This is a genomic window from Telluria sp. ZB4P34, assembly GCF_059686055.1.
The window spans coordinates 220,076-239,234 of sequence record NZ_JCASIF010000002.1 but is presented as its reverse complement, the minus strand read 5'-3'; the positions used below and the strand labels follow the sequence as shown (position 1 = coordinate 239,234).

Sequence of the window (19,159 nt, the reverse complement as noted above, 5' to 3'; positions counted from 1 at the left end):
CAAATCCGGCGTTGGCGGCAATTTGCCCTTGATATTCGGCGAGGCAGCCGCACATCAGCCGCGTGAGACAGGTTGCGCACACGCTGTTGTAGCCAGTTTGGCATGAAAAAATGGCATTTAAGCACTATTGGCTTAGCTTGCGTGGCAGCGTCGGCTTATTGCGGTTAAAATCGACATACTGAAATCGGTAGAGATGCAATCCGCATCGGAGGAGTTTTCGTGAATAATATGTTTTCCAAATCCGCCATCTGGGTGGTCGTTGCGCTGCTGTTGTTCATGCTGTTCAAGCAGTTCGACAACCACAGCGTCGCCGGCGGCAGCAAGACCATCGCTTATTCCGTGCTTCTCGATGAGGTAAAGGCGCGTCAGATCAAGGACGTCGTGATCGAGGGTTCCAATATCACCGCGACCCGCCAGGACGACACCAAGGTGCGCGCCACCGCCACCATCCTCGACCGCGGCCTGATCGGCGACCTGCGCGAAAACGGCGTGCGCTTCGACGTGAAGCCGCCGGAGGAGCCGTCGTTCCTGCAACAGGTGTTCATCTCGTGGTTCCCGATGCTCTTGCTGATCGGCGTGTGGGTATTCTTCATGCGCCAGATGCAGGGCGGCGGCAAGGGCGGTGCGTTCTCCTTCGGCAAGTCGAAGGCGCGCATGCTCGATGAAACCAACAATACCGTCACCTTCGCCGACGTCGCCGGTTGCGACGAAGCGAAGGAAGAAGTCTCGGAAATCGTCGACTTCCTGAAAGACCCGACCAAGTTCCAGAAGCTGGGCGGCCGCATCCCGCGCGGCGTGCTGATGGTGGGTCCTCCGGGTACGGGTAAAACCCTGCTGGCGCGCGCCATCGCCGGCGAAGCCAAGGTCCCGTTCTTCTCGATCTCCGGTTCGGACTTCGTCGAGATGTTCGTCGGTGTCGGCGCATCGCGCGTCCGCGACATGTTCGAGAACGCCAAGAAGCATTCGCCTTGCATCATCTTCATCGACGAGATCGACGCGGTCGGCCGTCACCGCGGCGCCGGCATGGGCGGCGGTAACGACGAGCGCGAACAGACCCTGAACCAGCTGCTGGTCGAGATGGACGGCTTCGAAGCCTCGTCGGGCGTGATCGTCATCGCCGCGACCAACCGCGCCGACGTGCTCGACAAGGCGCTGCTGCGTCCGGGCCGTTTCGACCGCCAGGTGATGGTGGGCCTGCCGGACATCCGCGGCCGCGAACAGATCCTGAACGTCCACATGCGCAAGGTGCCGATCGGTACCGACGTCAAGGCCGACATCCTGGCACGCGGCACCCCGGGCTTTTCGGGCGCCGACCTGGCCAACCTGGTCAACGAGGCGGCGCTGTTCGCGGCGCGCCGCAGCAAGCGCCTGGTCGAGATGATCGACTTCGAAGACGCCAAGGACAAGATCTACATGGGCCCGGAGCGCAAGTCGATGGTCATGCGCGAGGAAGAGCGCCGCAACACGGCTTACCACGAGTCGGGCCATGCGGTCATCGCCAAGCTGCTGCCGAAGGCGGACCCCGTGCACAAGGTCACGATCATGCCGCGCGGCTATGCGCTCGGCCTGACCTGGCAGTTGCCGGAGCATGATGCGCTGTCCGGCTACAAGGACAAGATGCTCGAAGAAATCTCGATCCTGTTCGGCGGCCGTATCGCCGAAGAGATCTTCGTAGGCCAGATGTCCACCGGCGCCTCGAACGACTTCGCCCGCGCAACCAAGCTGGCGCGTTCGATGGTGACCCGCTTCGGCATGTCCGAGAGCATGGGCGTGATGGTCTACGAAGACAGCGAAAACGAAGGCTTCTTCGGCGGCGCCACCAAGACCATTTCGGAGGCGACGCAGCAAAAGGTCGACGCCGAGATCCGTAACATTCTCGACACGCAGTACGCCCTGGCGCGCCGCCTGCTGGAGGAAAACCGCGAAAAGGTCGAGATGATGACGAAGGCGCTGCTCGAATGGGAAACCATCGACGCCGACCAGATCAACGACATCATGGCCGGCCGTGAGCCGCGCCAGTCGAAGACCAGCATCCTGACCAAGCGTAATCCGCCGGGCGACAGCGGCGGCGTGGCGCCGAACGCCACCGCACCGGCGTAAGTCGCGACTTGAATCGCGCCTCACTTCGCTGCTTGATCGCCTGTCACAGCTAGGCAAAAGGCATCCATCCGGATGCCTTTTGCGCGTTAACACCTCCCCATAGCCATGCCCAAGAATTTGCAATGCGGCCAGTACAGCTTCGCGCTGGAAGGCCCGGCCTCCAGCATTCCCGTCGTGATGGGCATCCTGAACGTCACCCCCGATTCCTTCTCGGACGGGGGGCGCTACCAGGGCCTCGAATTCGCGATGTCGCACGCGGAAGAAATGATCCGTGACGGCGCCACCATGATCGACATCGGCGGCGAGTCGACCCGCCCGGGTTCGCCGGGCGTCCCGCTGGCCGAAGAACTGGCGCGCGTGATGCCTGCCCTGTATGCGCTGCGTACCCTCGATTGCGCACTGTCGGTCGACACCTGCAAGCCGGAAGTCATGCGCGAGGCCATCATCGCCGGCGCCGACATGATCAACGACATCCAGGGCTTCCGTGCGCCCGGCGCCATCGAGGCCGTCCGCGACAGCGACTGCGGGCTGTGCGTGATGCACATGCAGGCCACGCCGCAGACCATGCAGCAGGCGCCCGCCTACGTCGACGTGGTGCAGGAGGTGATCGGCTTCCTCACGGCACGGGTCGAGGACATGGTGCGCGCCGGGATCGCGCGCGAGCGTATCTGCATCGACCCGGGCTTTGGCTTCGGAAAGACGGTCGAGCATAATTACGCGCTATTGCGCGCGCTGGGCCGGATCGGGAGGGAAACCGGCCTGCCGGTGCTGGCCGGGTTGTCGCGCAAGTCAATGGTCGGCGCCGTCACCGGCAAGCCGGTCGAGGGCCGTGTGGCCGGCAGTATCGGCGGGGCATTGGCTGCGGTAGCGCATGGCGCTAGAATCCTGCGTGTGCATGATGTAGCAGAAACGGTCGATGCGCTAAAGGTATGGCGCGCAGGCACTCAAGATGACAGTCACGATTAATTCGGGAAAGAGAACAAGAATGGCACGGAAATATTTCGGTACGGATGGTATTCGCGGCCTGGTAGGCGAAGCGCCGATTACCCCGGACTTCGTCATGCGCCTCGGCTATGCGGCCGGCAGGGTATTGGCCAAGGGCGGCAAGTCGAGCAGCGGCCGTCCGGTCGTCCTGATCGGCAAGGACACCCGCATTTCGGGTTACATGCTGGAAGCCGCGCTGGAAGCGGGCTTTTCGGCCGCCGGCGTCGACGTGATGCTGGCCGGCCCGATGCCGACCCCGGCCATCGCCTACCTGACCCGCGCCCTGCGCCTGCAGGCCGGCGTCGTGATCTCGGCCTCGCACAATCCTTTCCAGGACAACGGCATCAAGTTCTTCTCGGAGCACGGCACCAAGCTGCCGGATGCCGTGGAGAAGGAAATCGAAGACGCGATCGACCAGCCGATGGGCTGCGTGCCTTCGGACAAGCTGGGCCGCGCGAGCCGCCTGCGCGACGCCCAGGGCCGCTATATCGAATTCTGCAAGAGCACCTTCCCGAACGAACTCGACCTGCGCGGCCTGAAGATTGTCGTCGACAGCGCCAACGGCGCGGCCTACAACATCGCGCCGCACGTGTTCCATGAACTCGGCGCCGAGGTCGTCTCGATCGGCGCCCACCCTGACGGTTTCAACATCAACGCCGGCGTGGGTGCGACCGCGCCAAAGGCCCTGTCGGAAGCCGTGGTGGCCAACAAGGCCGACCTCGGTATCGCACTGGATGGCGACGCCGACCGCCTGATCATGGTCGACGCCAGCGGTCGCGTCTACAACGGCGACGAACTGCTGTACCTGATGGTGCGCGACCGCATGTCGACCGGCCCGGTGGCCGGCGCCGTCGGCACCCTGATGACCAATATGGCGCTGGAAGTGGCATTCAAGCAAATGGGCGTCGGTTTTGCACGCGCCAAGGTCGGTGACCGCTACGTGCTGGAAGTGATGCAGGAACGCGGCTGGCTGTTCGGCGGCGAGAGCTCGGGCCACCTGCTGGCCCTGGACAAGCACAGCACCGGCGACGGCATCGTATCGGCACTGCAGGTGCTGTCGGCGCTCAAGCGCAGCGGCAAGTCGCTTGCCGAGTGCTGCAGCGAACTCAAGCTGTATCCGCAGACCCTGATCAACAAGCGTGTGGCCCCGGGCTTCGATTGGACCACAGACCAGGCCCTGGTGGCCGAGAAGGAAGCGGTCGAGCGCGAACTGGGCGATGCGGGCCGCGTCTTGATCCGCGCCTCGGGCACCGAACCCTTGATCCGCGTCATGGTCGAGGCGAAGGAAGCCGCCTTGGCCGAAAGCATGGCACGCCGTATCGCGGACAAGCTGGCTGCCTGACAGGGCGCGCCACGGGGGCGCGATTTGACGCGCCTTCGCTGCGGGAGTATCATCGGCCCCACATCGGAGTGTAGCGCAGCCCGGTAGCGCACCTGGTTTGGGACCAGGGGGTCCAAGGTTCGAATCCTTGTACTCCGACCAAAGCTTCCTCCGCGGGCTGTCGTTCGACAGCCCGTTTCATTTCCGGCGCGCCGATTGGCGCGCTGTCCGATCTGCCCATAGCTCAGTTGGATAGAGCATCAGCCTTCTAAGCTGAGGGTCGCTGGTTCGAACCCAGCTGGGCAGGCCAAATTCTTCAGAATGGCGTTGTAGTTCGCGGTTGCTTCTTGTCTCTAGATACGCAAGCAAACGATAGACAGCACGACTGCGTTATGCAGCACCTTGCAGGTGATTGAGACCTCAGATCACACTGGTACTTACGTATTGCTTAGCCTGATAAGTGCGTTCCGGCCAGCTTCGGTAACCCACATTAGTACTCTGTTATTGCTGCAGAACACGTATTCATGCTTTTCAGCCTGATCGAGAGCGAAATCGAAGAACAATTTCGACTTTTGCATTTCCTCTCGTACCCATGCGACCCGAAGCCCACCGGTCTCGTCTGACCGATCGTAGATTTTAGCTAGAGCTTCCATGAACTGTGTTACAGGGGTCGGTGTGGACGGCTGAGCAGTTCCTGTTACCACTTTAAATGGATCTGTTCCCAGCGGCGGTTTGATGAAAAGTGGAGCACTGAGGAGTTCTCTCAGCAGTTGATCAATGCCCGACTCGAACAACTCTTTGGTTGAGAGATCAATATACATTTTCGTGCCAAGAAATGTTGGCAGCCGGACTGACCCTGTCTGACGAACGATAGGGATGATACGGTTAGAACCAATCCTGCCGAGCAGATCGGCAGTGACAATCATCTTCTCATACCCAACCCCACCAACCCCTCCATTCGCTTTTTCTACATACCGTTCAGTACAGATCATCAGAACGCGGCCAGCGCGAGCAAGGTTCTGCTCCATAAACTGAGGTAGATCGCTTCCTGGCCCTAGTTCCCATTGGTCGAGTATTGCATCGATACCGCTCGACCGCAGGCGGGTTGCAAGGTCGAGAACCCATTGCTTATGTTCTTGCGAGTCGTGTGAATAAGAAATAAATACAACGGGTGGGGTCACGTTTCCTCCGAGGGCTGGCGATCCTATATGATAATGGATCTCATGCTTAAGGCAGCAGACAGTCTCGGCAGTCTCCGCATTTCGCGATTTTGGTCTGGTGCAGTAAGATCACGGTCCCAGATTGGCGCTGCTCGCCATCCCTTCCCAATAGACGTCGATCCCATGCTTTTGCTGAATGTTCCCTATGCCGAGAAGGACGAAGCCAAGGCGCTCGGCGCCCGCTGGAACCCCACCAAGCGCCGCTGGTACGTTCCCGACGGGGTCGCCACCGAGGCCTTTGCCAAATGGGCCGGGCAGGGCGGTGACGCCGCCGCCCCCGTGTCAGGCGGACGCGTCGACAGCTACCAGGGCAAGACCGTGGTCGGAACAAATTACGTCGCGCTGGAACACGACTGCAATCCCTTCGAAGCCTGCACCCAATGTACGGACCAGCTCGCCGGTAGCGCATGGCAGAAGGCGCGCCAGCACCTGGCCGGTCTCGTTTACGGACGCTAGTTCCCTGCGCGCCTGACGTACCCCGTCCGGGCAAGCGAACGGCGCCCCCGGCGCGGCCGTGTTAGCGTTTCGGCATCGCGCACCGCTCCGGGTGCGCGCACTGCCGGAGACCGCCCATGTCCGTCGCACGCCTGTTCCAGACCTGTATCCAGCTCTCCGTCCTGCTCGCCGCATTGTGCGGCACGGCCGGCAGCGCCCGGTCAGCAGATGCACCCGCCTCGCCGGCCCGGGGCGAGACCTTCACGCTGCAGCTGGCGGCGGACGGCGCCCCGGCCCAGGATGCGAACACGGGCACGGTACAGTTCATCGGCACGGCCACGGTGATCATCCGCTTCCAGGGTTTCACCATCCTTACCGACCCCAACTTCCTGCACAAGGGCGAGCACGTGCACCTGGGCTATGGCCTGACGTCCGAGCGCATGACCAACCCGGCCATCAGGTTCGAAGAGCTGCCGCCGATCGACCTGGTCGTGCTGTCGCACTACCATGGCGACCACTTCGACCAGAAGGTGCAGGAGCGGCTCAACCGCGCCACGCCGATCGTCACCACCAAGGAGGGCAGCGAGCGGCTCAAGCGCCTCGGATTCACCCGTACCATCGGCCTGAGCACCTGGGACCGGCTCGACGTGAGCAAGGGCGGGGCGCGCCTGGGCATCACCGCGGCGCCGGGCCGCCATGGTCCGGCGGGCGTGGCCGTGCTGCTGCCCAAGGTGATGGGCACGGTGCTCGACTTCGGCGCCAATGCCGCCGCACCCGACTACCGCATGTACATCAGCGGCGATACCCTGGTGGTCGACGACATCCGCGCCATTCCGCAGCGCTTTCCGAATATCGACCTGGCCCTGCTGCACCTGGGCGGCACGCGTATCCTCGGCGTGGTGAAGGTCACCATGGACGGCAAGGATGGCGTGCGCATGATGCAGGTAGTGCGTCCGAAGAAAACCGTGCCCATCCACTACAACGACTACGACGTGTTCAAGTCGCCGCTGGAGGACTTCGCGCGCGAGGTCAAGGCGGCCGGCCTGGATAAGGACGTTGTCTACCTCGCACACGGCGAAACCTATACTTTCACCCGAACGCAGCGCTAGCAGGGAGGAATAACCGGCCGCAAGGGCGGTCAATCGTGTGCGCCTCGCCATATTGCAGAGTAAACGCTAAGATGCCAGCTTGACAATAATAGTTTCCAGCCGAAGGCATGCCGCGAGCGTACGAAACCAGCCCGAACGATTCCCTGGCCCGGCGCGACCGACGGCTCATCGCCGGCGTGGCAGTGTCGGCCCTGCTGCACGGCCTGTTGCTGTCGCTGCAGTTCGGCGTGCCCGGATTCGATGCCGGCCCGGGCGGGCCGATCCAGGTCACGCTGGCGCCGACACCGACACCGACACCGACGCCGACGCCGACACCGACGCTGCCGGCGCCCATGGCTTTGCCGGCGCCTGTCATCACTCCACCGCTCCAGCCTCCGGCAACGCCCCCGGCGCTCCCTGCGCCGCCATCGCCGATTCCGCCCACGCCACCCCTGGCTGCCGCCAGCCCCACCGAAGGACTACGCCTGGTCGATCCGCGCCCACTGGCGCAGCCGGTGCTGCTTGCACTAGCGACAGCGCCGAAGCCTGCGCTCAAGCGGGCCGGCAAGCCTGCCCGGCGCAAGCTGCCGCGGCTGCGTGCGCGGCAGGCGCCGCTGATCGCCTCTACCCGGGAAGACGCCGCCTTCGCGCTTGCGTCACCGCTGGCCGAGATCGAACCGGACGTATTGCCGGGCGCGGAGAGCGGCGAACCCGACGCGAAACCCCAGCCCGACGACATGGCGATCGCAGCGCGCGCGGACGAGGAGGCAGCGGAACAAGCCGGGCGCGAGGCCGAGGCGGAGGCTGCCCGTCTTGCGGCCGCCGACGAGCGGCAGCGCCTGGAGGCGGAGGCCGAACGCCTGCTGCGGGAAGAGCAGGAGCGGCTCGCGGCCCAGCGCGAAGCCATGCAGGCGGAGGAAGAGCGGCAAGCGGAACACCGGCTGGCGGAACAGCAGCTGGCCGACCGCAGGCTGGTGGACCAGCTGGCGGCCCGGCAACGCGAGGCGGAACAGCTGGCCGCTGAACAGCGCCAGGCGGAACAACTGGCGGCCGAACAAGTGCATACTGCCCAGCAACAGCAGGAAGAACGCCGGCGTGCGGAGGCCGAACAGCAGCGCCTGGCGGACCAGCAGCGAGCGGCCGAACAGCAGCGGATTGCAGAACAGCAGCGGATGGCCGAGCGCCTGGCCGCCGAGCGCCTGGCGGCCGAGCGCCGCGCCGCCGAGGAGCTTGAACGCCTGCAGGTCCAGGCGCGCGAGCGCCAGCGTGCCGAAGAAATCGCGCAGCGCCAGGCAGCCGAAGACGAGGCGCGCCGCCTCGCGGAAGGGTTGGCCCGCGAACGGGCGGAAGAGGCCGGAGGCCGCGTCGCCGCGGAGCCGCTGCCGGCCGGAACGCTGCCCGGCAGCGGCAGCCCCGGGCCCGGCGGGCCGGGGCGCGGCAGCGCCGGTGGCGAGGGAGCCCGCGCCGGCGGCGGCGTCCCGGCCGGCGCCATGGCAAGCCGGGCGCGCGAGCTGCTGCGCGGCCTGACGATTCCGAACGTGGCGCCTCCGCCCGCCCGGCCGCCAGGCGACGCCGCCGGATCGCGCCGCGCGCTGGCGGACGGCGCCGAACGCGACGTGCCGCTGCGCCTGTATGTCGACAGCGTGCGCCAGAAACTGGAACGCACCGCCGTCCTCGGCGGCTCGCGCTTCGCGCTGCGCGACGTGCGGATCGATCCGCTTGTCAGCCTGTCGCTGCGCAGCGACGGCAGCGTCGACGACGTGACCATCGTGCGCTCGAGCGGCCGCGCCGACATGGACGACGCGGTGCGGCGCTTCGTCCAGCTCAACGCCCGCTATGCGGCATTCCCTCCGAACGTGGCCGCACGCTTCGATGTCATCGAGATCCGCCGCATCTGGCGCGTTGCCGACGGACTCAAATTGCTGGAGGAAATGCGCTGAGCAGTTCCATGGCAGCTGTTTGATCGGCTGCAAAGCCAAGCCTGATGGACGCCGTACGCTGGACTGAACCGTTCCAATAACACGTCTATTTTTGATAGGCAACAATCATGGCTTGGATTTGTTCAGTCGCAATACCGGGTGGCCGGCTGCTCCTGCTGGCCGTGGCCCTCTCCACCGTGCTCGGGGGCTGCTCGACCGGCATGCAATTCGCCGGCAGCGGCAAGGAGGGCGGCGATGCGCCACCCACCGAGATCATCACCGAGCAGCTGATCGAAAGCGAGCGGCGGGCGCTGGCCGAGCAGTCCCGGCAAGACCTGTCGCCGCTCATCGTACCCAACCCCGCCCCGTACACGATCGGCCAGGGCGACGTCCTGTCGATCGTGGTGTGGGACCACCCCGAGCTGGCCGGCGGCGGCATGACCGCCGCCACCGCCGCCGCCGACAGCGGCACGGCGCCGCCGAACGCGCTGCCGCCGGGCTTCGCGGTCGACCACCAGGGGCGCATCCAGTTTCCGCTCATCGGCCTGCTGCACGTCGAGGGCCAGACCGAGGAACAGGCCAGGAGCCTGCTGACCAGGAAGCTGGCGCGCTACATCGCCCAGCCGAGCGTCACGCTGCGCGTGCAGTCCTATCGCAGCAAGCGGGTCTACATCGACGGCGAGGTCAAGGCGCCCGGCCTGCAGGCGATCAACGACATTCCCATGACCCTGGTCGAGGCGCTCAACCGCGCAGGCGGCATGCTGCCCAGCGCCGACCAGAGCCGCATCGTGGTCGAACGTGGGCCGGGCCGCTACATGATCAACCTGCGCGACCTGGTGCAGAAGGGCGTGAACCCGGGCACCGTGCTGCTCAGGCATGGCGACGTGGTGCGCGTACACTCGCGCGACGAAAGCAAGGTGTTCGTGTCCGGCGAAGTGGTCACGCCGAAGGCCCTCACCATGCACAACGGCCGCCTGACGCTGAACGAGGCCCTGGGCGAGAGCGGCGGCGTCAGTCCCCTGAGCGGCGACGCGCGCCAGATCTACGTGGTGCGCAAGACACCCGAGCGCACGCGCGTGTTCCAGCTCGACGCGCGCGTGAGCGGCGCGCTGGCGATGGCCGAATCCTTCGAGCTGCGCCCGAAGGACGTGGTGTACGTCGCCGCATCGCCGCTGGCCAACTGGAACCGCCACTTGAGCTTGCTGTTCCCTGGCGCGTTGACCTCCGCGGTCGGCGTGACCACCCGTCCTTGAGCACCGTCCTGAGCGCCGTCCCGAGCGAGGTCCGCCACCATGAGCAATCCTGCCGACGCCCACCCGCTGACCCACATCTCGCACAGCCCGCCCGTGCTGTCGGTGCCCTTCGACCCACTTCCTCCGGAGCCGCTGCCCGAAGAGCCGACGGTCGACCTGAAAGGCTATTTCAACACCCTTTAGCCGAGGCCGACAATGCCGATGACGGCGGTGCGGTCCTGCAGCCTTGCCAGCAGCTGCTCCAGGTGAGGGGAGGTATTCTCGTCGCGCATGTGTTTCCTCGTCGGTGGGTGACAGTGGGGTAAAGGTTCAGATCCGGAACGGCACGAATTTCTTGATCAGGCTCGCGCCCTGGGTGTCGGCGACCAGCGGCGGCGGCGCCACCGGCGTGGTCGGCACGTACTCGGCGACGATGGCCTTGACCATCGATTCGATCGTGCCGCGCTCATGGGTCTCGCAGGCCATCATCAGGCAGGTGATGCAGGTTTCCAGCACGCTGGGGCGCAGCGCGCTTTCTTTCATCCGCATGATGCGCGGGTGCTCGCTGGGAAAGACGGTGCCGTCGGTCAGCAATTCCTCGTGCAGCTTTTCGCCGGGGAACAGGCCGACGAACTGGATCTCGATGTCGCCGCGTGGGTTCTGCGGCGTGCGCTCGGTGAGCCCGGACATGGCGATCATGGTGCGGGCCAGGTCGACGATCTTGACCGGCTCGCCCATGTCGAGCACGAACACGTCGCCGCCCTTGGCCATGGCGCCGGCCTGGATGACGAGCTGGGCCGCCTCGGCGATCAGCATGAAGTAGCGCGACACCTCCGGATGGGTAATGGTGAGGGGGCCGCCGCGGGCGATCTGGCGCTGGAACAGCGGGATCACCGAGCCGGACGAGCCCAGCACGTTGCCGAAGCGGACCATGCAGAAGGTGGTATGGGCGCCGTGGCGCACCGCGGCGGCCTGGAAGATCAGCTCGGCGATGCGCTTGCTGGCGCCCATGATGTTGGTCGGCCGCACCGCCTTGTCGCTCGAGATCAGCACGCAGGTCTCGACCTGGTGCCGGGCGGCGGCGCTGGCGACGACCTGGGCGCCGAGGACGTTGTTGCGCAGCCCCTCGACGATGTTGGCCTCGACCAGCGGCACGTGCTTGTAGGCGGCGGCGTGGTAGATCGTGTGGACCTTGCCGTCGCCCAGGATGCGTTCGACCAGGTCGTGGTTGCAGACCGAACCCAGGTGGGCATGGATGCTCAGGCGGGGGAAGCGTGCGGTCAGCTCCTGGCGCACGGTGTAGAGCGCGTATTCGGAGTGGTCGAGCAGGTGCAGCTCGTGCGGCGTGAGGGTCACGATCTGGCGACACAGTTCGCTGCCGATCGACCCGCCGGCGCCCGTGACTAGCACGCTCTTGCCGCGCACGCAGCGGGCGAACAGGTCGAGCCGTGGCGGCACCGGCGGGCGGCCCAACAGGTCTTCGAACTTGAGTTCGCGGATCGAATCGCGTGCCGGCGGGCGGTCGTCGGCCAGGTCGACCAGGCGGCTCAGGATCTTGACGGGCAGCCCGGCCTGGCCCAGCCGCTGCATGATGTCGCGCAGGCGCTCCGGCGACACCGAGGGCAGGGCGATGACGATGGTGCGGATGCCCTGGGCCGCCGCCAGTTCGACCAGCCGCGTGGTATTGAACACCCGTAGGCCGGCGATGGTGCGCTCGTTCAGGGCGCGTTTGTCATCGAAGAAGCACACCGGACGGTATTCGTCGCTGTGCCGCATCGCCTGCACCAGGCGCGCACCTGCCTCGCCGGCGCCGTAGACGGCGACCGCATCCGAACTGGGCGCGCGCCGTCCGTAATGGGCGCGCAACAGGTTGCGCAGGCCGATCCGGGAAGTGACGACATAGGAGAAAACGACGAACCAGTAAATGGCCAGCGCACTGCGCGGAAAGCGCGGTTCATTCATGATGATTAATACGACATATACGCACAATATGGCGAATGCGAGGGCCGCTCCGGTAAAACTCAATAAGCGCTGGTCGATAAAGCGGATGACCGCCCGGTATAAATCGGAAACGGAAAAAGCGGCAATGGTGACTACCGCAACCAATGCATAGGAAGCGGGGCCGAAATTCTTCGCGAGCTGTAAATCGCCGCCACGCAAAATCATCGCGATCAGGAAACAGGCCGGCAATGCCAGCAGATCGGCCCCCACCATCAGGGCGATCTTGCTGGTGCGGCTCATCGACACCATTCGTGCGCAAAGCTGGCTGAAACGATCGGGGCTGAAATTGGGCATGGCAATCCGCTGCTGGTTAGGAATGAATGAGAAAGCCTTAATGGCAGATTCGAGCGCGGTAATGCATAAGAAGAGAAGCTGGCGGTTATATGGAAATGGCGGAAGAAGTTTTGTAAATTTATTATCTGGCGACCACTGCTAATGGTGTTTGACTTGACTCAACGGCGGCCAGTGAATTAATTGGAAAATGCCGAAAAATGAGATTGGGAAATGGTATTAGGAAATAAATCGCATATTTATTTCCATAGATTATTGTGTGATGAGCGAGGCCGGCCTGCCGCGCCAGTACCGAAGCGCCATGCCGGAAAAGAAAACGCGCCGTCGAAGCGGCGCGTTGCGGTAGGGTGACAGCCGCCGGCGACCCGGCAGCTGGAGAGGGGATACGGCGCGGGTCAGGCGTTCGGACGGCCCGGGCGTGGCTGCGGCGCCATCGGCGGCACCGCGATCGTCTCGTTCAGGCGCAGGAACTTGAAGCCGGCCAGCACCTGGCCCGGTTTCCCGGACGCGGCGTTGCCCGCTTCGCGCTCGGCGGCGCGAGCGATGAAGGAGTCGAAGCTCTCTTCGCGCACCTGGGGCGCCTGAGAATGCAGGAAGCGCCGCTCTCCGTTCGGGCCCAGCACCACCAGGCCGACGTGCGAGGCCCAGTATTCGCCGTTGCGGGTCGAGATCACGTTCACGAAGTCGCCTTCCTGCAGCTGGCCGGCCACGGCCGCGACCTGCTCCTTGGGCACATAGGCCTGGCGGCTGCTTTCGACCGGGATGTCGCGGACGGTCTGGTGGCGGGTGCGCAGGAAGCGCGCGCGGTCCACCGTCATCGCATAGGAGGGACCGCCAGGTCCGGCCAGATCGGCGCTGACGTCGGTGACGAGCCAGCGGTTGGCCACGTTCCAGTCCATCTCCGTGTAATGGTTGCGGGTGGCGACGCCGATCACGCCGTCGCGGTAGCGGATCCGCTGCAGCATCCAGAAGAACTCTTCCCATGACTGCGACAGCGCCATCGCATAGGTGTGCTCCGCGAACACGACGCAGTCGCTTTCCTTCAGGCTGAACAGTGGCAGCTCATCGTGTATTTCGTACGGAAACTCGCCGAGCAGGTGCAAGGAATACGGCTGGCCCAGGTTCTTGCGTCCGATCGCGGCGATGCGCTTGCGCAGGTCGGGTTCGGCCGTGTGGACGTGCGCGATGTAGCGGCCCGCTTCCTGCGGCGTCATCTGGTAGATCTGCTTCTGCAGCACGGTGGCGAGCGGCGCGTCGGCCGCGGGCAGGGCGGACGTGCCGCGTGGCGCGCCGGCGCAGCCGGCGAGGGTCGCGCTGGCGAGCAGCAGGCAGCAGAGGCGAGTGACGGTGGTCATGATCGAAACGGGCAGTGATGGTAGCTGCACGCTACTCCCGCGCGGGCAGTTCTGGTAATGAAATTTTGTTCGCTGCGTATAACTTTTGCAATGCCAGTATATGCACATTCCAGGAAGTTATATAGACGCGAAAACAAGTGATTTTCAATCAGAGTTCAATTCGTCAATACTTCGAAAATGGCAAGGATGCGCCAGCCATTGCCGACTCAAGCAGCTCATTCAAGCAGCTCACTAAAGCTACAACACCAGGAGAGACACCATGTTCAAACAGAAGCCGCTCGCAGCGGCCGTATCGATGGCCGTATGGAGCCTGGCCGCCCTGCCGGCCATGGCGCAGGATGCGCCTGCGGGCCAGATCCAGACCGTCGAAGTCACCGGTATCCGCGCCTCGATGGCCAAGTCGCTGGCGGTCAAGCGCGATGCGGGCGCCAACGTGGAAGTAATTACCGCCGAAGACGTCGGCAAGATGCCTGACAAGAACCTGGCCGATTCGCTGCAGCGCCTGTCCGGCGTGGCCGTCCGCACCGACTACGACGAAGCCGAGAAGGTCGCGATGCGCGGCTCCAACCCGGATCACACCCTGGTCCTGTTCAATGGCCACACCGTCTCCGGCGGCGACTGGTATGTCGCGGACCAGCTTTCCAGCAGTCGCTCGACCAGTCTGAACCTGCTGCCGTCCTCGGTGCTGAACCAGGCCATCGTTTACAAGACCTCGCAAGCCAACATCGTCGATGGCGGCATGGCCGGCACCATCAACGTCAGCACCCGCAAGCCCCTGGCCCAGAAGGAGCGCCTGACGGGCGTCGTCAACCTCGGCGCCGTGTATTCGGAACTTCCGGGCAAGGCCGCGCACGACACCAACGCCTCGATAAACTGGAAGAACGAGTCGAATACCTTCGGCTTCATCCTGCAAGGCTTCGCCGAGAAGCGCCATGTGCGCCGCGATTCGGCCTCGCGTTTCGCGTATTCGGGCGGTAGCGGCTGGGACGTGATCAATACCACCACCATGCAGGGCATTACCGACGCTTCGCTGGCCGGTACCGGCTACAAGGCGTCCGACCTGAACGGCGTGCGCATCCCGGGTTCGATGAGTACGGAATTCGTCGAGAGCGTGCGCGACCGCAAAGGCGGCATGTTCTCGGCCCAGTTCAAGCCGAACGCCGACCTGGACATGACCATGACAGGCTTCCATTCGGAGATGAAGGCCAACAATTTCGGCCGCCTCAATGCCGGCGCCATGTTCAGCATGCTGCGCGGCCTCGGCGGCGTGCAAGGCGGCGCCGCGCCGACCAATTCGAACGGCCAGCGTGTCTACGCGCAGATCAAGAACCCGGTCATCGTTACCGAGCGCACCATCTACGGCCACGAGCTGAAGGTACTGAAATCGGCCGACATCGTCTACCCGACCGGTACCACCCCGCAGTACATCGGCGAAACCGAGGGCGCCTACCGTGACGGCGCCAAGGCGACCAGCGCCTTCCTCGACCTCGACGCCAAGTACCGCGTCAGCCCGGACCTGATCGTCAAGGGTCTGTTTTCCACCACCAGGGGCCTCGGCCAGACCGGCCTCGACCAGGGCCTGACCTACACCCGTTACGGCACCGGCGTGCGCTATGCGCTGGGCGACCTGCATGACGCGCCGTTCGTCCAGTACATTGGCACCGGCCCGAATGTCCCTGGCCGCAATGCCGACGGCAGCGGTTACGTCCTGAGCGGCCGCGCCGCTTCGGGCGTGAAGACCACCGACAAGGAAACCAGCCTCAACCTCGACGCCGAGTACCTGCTCGACCATTCGCTGGTGAAGCAGCTCAGCTTCGGCGCGCGCCATGCCGACCACCGCCGCAAGAGCGCACGCCGCTTCCCCCAGTTGCGCACCGGCGCCCTGTCGGCGAACGAGCCGGTCGCGGGATCGAACTTCATTCCGTATCCGAAGGATTTCGGCGCCGACCTGGACGGACCGGCGGGCTGGGATAACACTAGCTGGACCCTGACTCCGGAAGCGTTGAAGGCCTATTTCGCCGCCAATTACAAGCCGACCAACGCCGAGTGGGAACGCCGCGTCTCGAGCGAACTGGACATGCGTGAGCGCCAAAGCGCAGCCTATGTCATGGCGAACCTGGAAGGCGAGCGCTGGTCCGGCGACGTTGGCCTGCGCTATGTCCGCACCAAGATCAATGCCCAGGTGCCGTCGCCGATTCCGGCGGGCCTGTGCCCACGCACGGAACCAGGCAAGCCGGTGACGACCTGCGCCGCCGTACCGGGCGCGATCACTACCGCCAGCGATGGCGTGCAGTACTACGATGGCGTGCCTTTCGTGATCAATTCGGGCGTGATGTACTTCAAGGAGGCGAAGGAAAGTACCTTCAACAACCTGCTGCCCAGCATGAATGTACGTTACGAGCTGACCAAGGACCAGATCCTGCGCTTCGGCGCCAGCAAGACGATCGCGCGCCAGAACTACAACCTGCTCGGCGCCGGCTACGGCACGCCCGCCTGTACCGACGGTATCTGCCAGGTTACCGGGCCAAACCCGAACCTGGAGCCGCTGTTCTCGAAGAACATCGACCTGTCCTATTCGTGGTACTTCGCGCCGCGCTCGATGTTCGGCTTCAACCTGTTCGCATCGAACATCACCGGGTATCCGAAGACCGGCATCGCCGGCCAGGACACGGTGCAGCTGCTCGATCCGCGTGATTCGCAGATCAAGAACTTCGCGGTCAATTCGGCATCGCAGCAGGGCGCCCGCATTCGCGGCATCGAAGTCATGTACGAGCAGCCGTTCGGCAGTACCGGCTTCGGCTTCACCTCGAACGCCAGCAAGTCGCGCACCCGCGTCGACGACGGTCGTCCGATGGTGGGCGCGTCGGAATACACGGCCAACCTCGGTGTGTATTTCGAGAACGACAAGCTGTCGGCCCGCCTGGTCGCCAACTACCGCAGCGAGTACATCAACACCTCGACCGCGCCGGCGCCGAACGCCAACAGCCAGGGCCTCTCGACCATCAACGGCATCCTGATGCCGGTGGCGCCGACCATGGCCGCGCCGGTGACCACGCTGGCCTTCAACGCCAGCTACAACCTGACGTCGAACCTGCAGCTGTTGTTCCAGGCGACCAACCTGACCAACGTGAAGCGCGCCTATTATCGCTACAGCGAGGAAGAGCAGCAGAAACTGGATGTCACCGGCCGCATCTACTATGCGTACCTGAAGTACCGCTTCTGATTCGGGGCGTGTTCGATCGTAAGGGGAGCTCCGGCTCCCCTTTTTTCTTCCGGCGCCCTGCGCTTCCCTGCGCGCCCGCGGCTCTGTAGGAGACCGCCTATCGAGCAATGTGCGGCACCTAACGGTGGCCTGCAGAGCCGATTGTTAAGATGGATACGTCTGAGTGAGGAAGCTGTGCGACAAACGCGCGGCGCCGACAGCTCAACAGGTTAGCCGGTCGCCTCGAGGACCGGCACCAATTCGGGCCGGCGCGGCATGCGGCGGCCCCCAACGGAAGCGGAGGTCGCCATGTCCGAGATCAAGCATCCACCCAAGCACCTGGTACGCGAATACCTCGAGCGCCGCGCGCGCGACACCGCACCGCCGCCGACGCCAGAGGAGATCCGCCGCCAGCTCGGCTGGGGCATGCTGATGCCGTCCGATCTCAAGATGGGCACCAACCGCTCCTAAGCACCCGCGCCAGGACGGCGCGGCCTCACCGCGAGAGCGGTGCCAACCAGGAGACGTTCATGACCAAGAGTATCGGCAACAAACACGAGGCACAACACCGCGGCAAGAAGGAGCGCCTCGAGATCCGCCGCACCAACATCGCGCGCGAAGCCGTCAAGATGGCCGAGGCCCGCGCCAAGTACCGCAACCAGCCCAAAGGCCGTCCGCAGATGGACCTGTCCGAATCGGCCTGAGTACCGCTTGCCGGTAACGCTGCCCACTGGCCCGCCTCCATGGCGGGTTTTTTTCGTCCATCCTTCGCCGGCTCGGCGCCGTCCGCCGAATTCTTCTCCATTCACCGCTCCCGCGCGGCCATTCGCCGATCGGCGCTTTCCCCCAGCCTTGCCGTTCCGGTATCGTGTGTCCATACATTCACACACGAGAGGCAGGCACCATGCATACCGAAGAAGCGTACCACTGGCGCAAGCAGGCAGTCTGGGGACTGCTCATGATCCTGGTCGGCAGTGTCATCCTGCTCGACCGCCTTGGCCACGTCGACGCGGGCGACTACTGGCGTTATGCACCGCTGCTGCTGGTGGTGGTTGGCATCAACCAGGCCATCGGCTATCCGAGCCCGCGCGAATTCGGCAACGGCTTGTGGACGGCCTTTATCGGCCTGTGGCTGTTCGCCTGCTTCGAACACCTGTTCGGCCTGAGCTTCCGCAACAGCTGGCCGCTGTTCATCCTGGCCTGGGGCGTCAAGCTCGTGTTCCAGCCGCTGTTCAACCGCCGCTTCGCCCAGCAGACTGCCAACAAGCAAATGGAGAACAAATATGAAGGATAATTTCCAGTCAAAGGGCGTGACCAGCCAGATCGTGCTCGGCCTGCTCGTGATCTTCATGGGCCTGATGTTCCTGCTCGATAACCTGGACATCGTCGACTTCCACCGCGCCATCTCGTTCTGGCCAATGGTGTTCATCATCGCCGGCACCGTCAAGCTGCGCGACACCCAGACCCGTGGCGGCCAGTTGATGGGCGCCGGCCTGGCTGGCCTGGGCGTCCTGATGATCCTGGACCGCATGGACATCATCGATTTCAACGTCCGCACCCTGTGGCCGCTGTTCCTGATCGGCGCCGGCGGCTTCCTGCTGTACAGGGCGCTGACCGGGCGGCGCATGATGCAGGCAGATTCGCTCAAGGACGACCTCGGCTCGGGCAGCGACGTGGTGGACATCGCCGCCATCCTGGGCGGTTTCGAACGACGCGTGGGCACCCAGGACTTCCGCGGCGGCGAGGTCACGGCCGTGATGGGCGGCTGCTCGCTCGACATGCGCACGGCTTCGATCCAGGGCGAAGCGGTGCTCAACGTGTTCGCGTTCTGGGGCGGCGTGACGATCAAGTGCCCGCCCGACTGGACCGTCGTCCTGCAGGGTACGCCGATCATGGGCGGCTTCGAGGAAAAGACCGCGACGCCCCCGGACAACAGCAAGCGCCTGGTCATCCGCGGCTATGCGATCATGGGCGGCGTCGAGGTGAGGAACTGATGCCTCGTCACGCGCAG

16 protein-coding genes and 2 tRNA genes are annotated in these 19,159 nt (G+C 64.5%); 15 read left to right on the top strand and 3 right to left on the bottom strand.

Going from position 1 to position 19,159, the window contains the following annotated elements:
* Positions 1 to 219: 219 nt before the first annotated feature.
* The 5 genes from ftsH to AC56KL_RS05540 all read left to right on the top strand — a co-directional run bounded on the left by ftsH (position 220) and on the right by AC56KL_RS05540 (position 4,715).
* Positions 220 to 2,100 carry an ATP-dependent zinc metalloprotease FtsH gene (gene ftsH / locus AC56KL_RS05560; RefSeq protein ID WP_497179158.1) on the top strand — a complete coding sequence of 627 codons (1,881 nt, stop codon included), beginning with the start codon at positions 220 to 222 and terminating at the stop codon, positions 2,098 to 2,100.
* A gap of 105 nt (positions 2,101 to 2,205) precedes the next feature.
* A complete protein-coding gene (folP, locus tag AC56KL_RS05555; protein WP_497179157.1) occupies positions 2,206 to 3,066 on the top strand; it encodes a dihydropteroate synthase in 861 nt (286 codons plus the stop codon).
* A gap of 19 nt (positions 3,067 to 3,085) precedes the next feature.
* Positions 3,086 to 4,426, top strand: coding sequence for a phosphoglucosamine mutase (gene glmM / locus AC56KL_RS05550; protein ID WP_497179156.1), 1,341 nt, complete (start codon positions 3,086 to 3,088; stop codon positions 4,424 to 4,426).
* Positions 4,427 to 4,490: 64 nt separating this feature from the next.
* Positions 4,491 to 4,567 (top strand) — tRNA-Pro (locus tag AC56KL_RS05545).
* A gap of 71 nt (positions 4,568 to 4,638) precedes the next feature.
* Positions 4,639 to 4,715 (top strand) — tRNA-Arg (locus tag AC56KL_RS05540).
* Between the two features lie 127 nt (positions 4,716 to 4,842).
* Here the strand turns inward: AC56KL_RS05540 and AC56KL_RS05535 are convergent.
* A complete protein-coding gene (locus AC56KL_RS05535) occupies positions 4,843 to 5,586 on the bottom strand; it encodes a toll/interleukin-1 receptor domain-containing protein (RefSeq protein ID WP_497179155.1) in 744 nt (247 codons plus the stop codon).
* Positions 5,587 to 5,748: 162 nt separating this feature from the next.
* Here AC56KL_RS05535 and AC56KL_RS05530 point away from each other — a divergent pair, with 162 nt between their 5' ends.
* The 5 genes from AC56KL_RS05530 to AC56KL_RS05510 all read left to right on the top strand — a co-directional run bounded on the left by AC56KL_RS05530 (position 5,749) and on the right by AC56KL_RS05510 (position 10,503).
* Positions 5,749 to 6,081 carry a DUF5710 domain-containing protein gene (locus tag AC56KL_RS05530; protein WP_497179154.1) on the top strand — a complete coding sequence of 111 codons (333 nt, stop codon included), beginning with the start codon at positions 5,749 to 5,751 and terminating at the stop codon, positions 6,079 to 6,081.
* Between the two features lie 116 nt (positions 6,082 to 6,197).
* Positions 6,198 to 7,169 carry an MBL fold metallo-hydrolase gene (locus AC56KL_RS05525; protein ID WP_497179153.1) on the top strand — a complete coding sequence of 324 codons (972 nt, stop codon included), beginning with the start codon at positions 6,198 to 6,200 and terminating at the stop codon, positions 7,167 to 7,169.
* A 107-nt stretch (positions 7,170 to 7,276) separates the two neighbouring features.
* Positions 7,277 to 9,088, top strand: coding sequence for an energy transducer TonB (locus tag AC56KL_RS05520; protein WP_497179152.1), 1,812 nt, complete (start codon positions 7,277 to 7,279; stop codon positions 9,086 to 9,088).
* A gap of 107 nt (positions 9,089 to 9,195) precedes the next feature.
* Positions 9,196 to 10,320, top strand: coding sequence for a polysaccharide biosynthesis/export family protein (locus AC56KL_RS05515; protein ID WP_497179151.1), 1,125 nt, complete (start codon positions 9,196 to 9,198; stop codon positions 10,318 to 10,320).
* 39 nt (positions 10,321 to 10,359) lie between these two features.
* On the top strand, positions 10,360 to 10,503 hold the full coding sequence (locus AC56KL_RS05510) for a hypothetical protein (protein ID WP_497179150.1): 144 nt from the start codon (positions 10,360 to 10,362) through the stop codon (positions 10,501 to 10,503).
* A gap of 126 nt (positions 10,504 to 10,629) precedes the next feature.
* Here AC56KL_RS05510 and AC56KL_RS05505 read toward each other — a convergent pair whose 3' ends face one another.
* Positions 10,630 to 12,549 (bottom strand): polysaccharide biosynthesis protein, encoded by a 1,920-nt coding sequence (locus AC56KL_RS05505; protein WP_497179420.1) that lies wholly within the window; start codon positions 12,547 to 12,549, stop codon positions 10,630 to 10,632.
* A gap of 437 nt (positions 12,550 to 12,986) precedes the next feature.
* Complete coding sequence (locus AC56KL_RS05500) at positions 12,987 to 13,946, bottom strand: N-acetylmuramoyl-L-alanine amidase-like domain-containing protein (protein WP_497179149.1); 960 nt, start codon at positions 13,944 to 13,946, stop codon at positions 12,987 to 12,989.
* Between the two features lie 259 nt (positions 13,947 to 14,205).
* Here AC56KL_RS05500 and AC56KL_RS05495 point away from each other — a divergent pair, with 259 nt between their 5' ends.
* The 5 genes from AC56KL_RS05495 (at position 14,206) to AC56KL_RS05475 (ending at position 19,142) form a co-directional block, all read left to right on the top strand.
* Complete coding sequence (locus AC56KL_RS05495) at positions 14,206 to 17,169, top strand: TonB-dependent receptor (protein ID WP_497179148.1); 2,964 nt, start codon at positions 14,206 to 14,208, stop codon at positions 17,167 to 17,169.
* 288 nt (positions 17,170 to 17,457) lie between these two features.
* Positions 17,458 to 17,619: a hypothetical protein gene (locus AC56KL_RS05490; RefSeq protein WP_497179147.1), complete on the top strand. Its 162-nt coding sequence runs from the start codon at positions 17,458 to 17,460 to the stop codon at positions 17,617 to 17,619.
* 59 nt (positions 17,620 to 17,678) lie between these two features.
* Entirely contained in the window at positions 17,679 to 17,852 is a 174-nt protein-coding gene (locus AC56KL_RS05485; RefSeq protein ID WP_497179146.1) for a hypothetical protein, read from the top strand.
* Between the two features lie 200 nt (positions 17,853 to 18,052).
* The gene (locus AC56KL_RS05480) at positions 18,053 to 18,442 is read left to right on the top strand and encodes a LiaF transmembrane domain-containing protein (protein WP_497179145.1); all 390 of its coding nucleotides are present in this window, start codon (positions 18,053 to 18,055) and stop codon (positions 18,440 to 18,442) included.
* Positions 18,432 to 19,142 carry a LiaI-LiaF-like domain-containing protein gene (locus tag AC56KL_RS05475; protein ID WP_497179144.1) on the top strand — a complete coding sequence of 237 codons (711 nt, stop codon included), beginning with the start codon at positions 18,432 to 18,434 and terminating at the stop codon, positions 19,140 to 19,142. The genes AC56KL_RS05480 and AC56KL_RS05475 overlap by 11 nt, the downstream gene beginning before the upstream one ends.
* Positions 19,143 to 19,159: the final 17 nt, after the last annotated feature.

Coding starts and splice junctions, on each gene's coding strand:
- AC56KL_RS05530 (WP_497179154.1), top strand. CDS start 5,749: ATGCTTTTGCTGAATGTTCCCTATGCCGAGAAGGACGAAGCCAAGGCG.
- glmM (WP_497179156.1), top strand. CDS start 3,086: ATGGCACGGAAATATTTCGGTACGGATGGTATTCGCGGCCTGGTAGGC.
- AC56KL_RS05490 (WP_497179147.1), top strand. CDS start 17,458: ATGTCCGAGATCAAGCATCCACCCAAGCACCTGGTACGCGAATACCTC.
- AC56KL_RS05480 (WP_497179145.1), top strand. CDS start 18,053: ATGCATACCGAAGAAGCGTACCACTGGCGCAAGCAGGCAGTCTGGGGA.
- AC56KL_RS05500 (WP_497179149.1), bottom strand. CDS start 13,946: ATGACCACCGTCACTCGCCTCTGCTGCCTGCTGCTCGCCAGCGCGACC.
- AC56KL_RS05485 (WP_497179146.1), top strand. CDS start 17,679: ATGACCAAGAGTATCGGCAACAAACACGAGGCACAACACCGCGGCAAG.
- AC56KL_RS05510 (WP_497179150.1), top strand. CDS start 10,360: ATGAGCAATCCTGCCGACGCCCACCCGCTGACCCACATCTCGCACAGC.
- folP (WP_497179157.1), top strand. CDS start 2,206: ATGCCCAAGAATTTGCAATGCGGCCAGTACAGCTTCGCGCTGGAAGGC.
- AC56KL_RS05525 (WP_497179153.1), top strand. CDS start 6,198: ATGTCCGTCGCACGCCTGTTCCAGACCTGTATCCAGCTCTCCGTCCTG.
- AC56KL_RS05475 (WP_497179144.1), top strand. CDS start 18,432: ATGAAGGATAATTTCCAGTCAAAGGGCGTGACCAGCCAGATCGTGCTC.
- AC56KL_RS05520 (WP_497179152.1), top strand. CDS start 7,277: ATGCCGCGAGCGTACGAAACCAGCCCGAACGATTCCCTGGCCCGGCGC.
- AC56KL_RS05505 (WP_497179420.1), bottom strand. CDS start 12,549: ATGGTGTCGATGAGCCGCACCAGCAAGATCGCCCTGATGGTGGGGGCC.
- AC56KL_RS05495 (WP_497179148.1), top strand. CDS start 14,206: ATGTTCAAACAGAAGCCGCTCGCAGCGGCCGTATCGATGGCCGTATGG.
- AC56KL_RS05515 (WP_497179151.1), top strand. CDS start 9,196: ATGGCTTGGATTTGTTCAGTCGCAATACCGGGTGGCCGGCTGCTCCTG.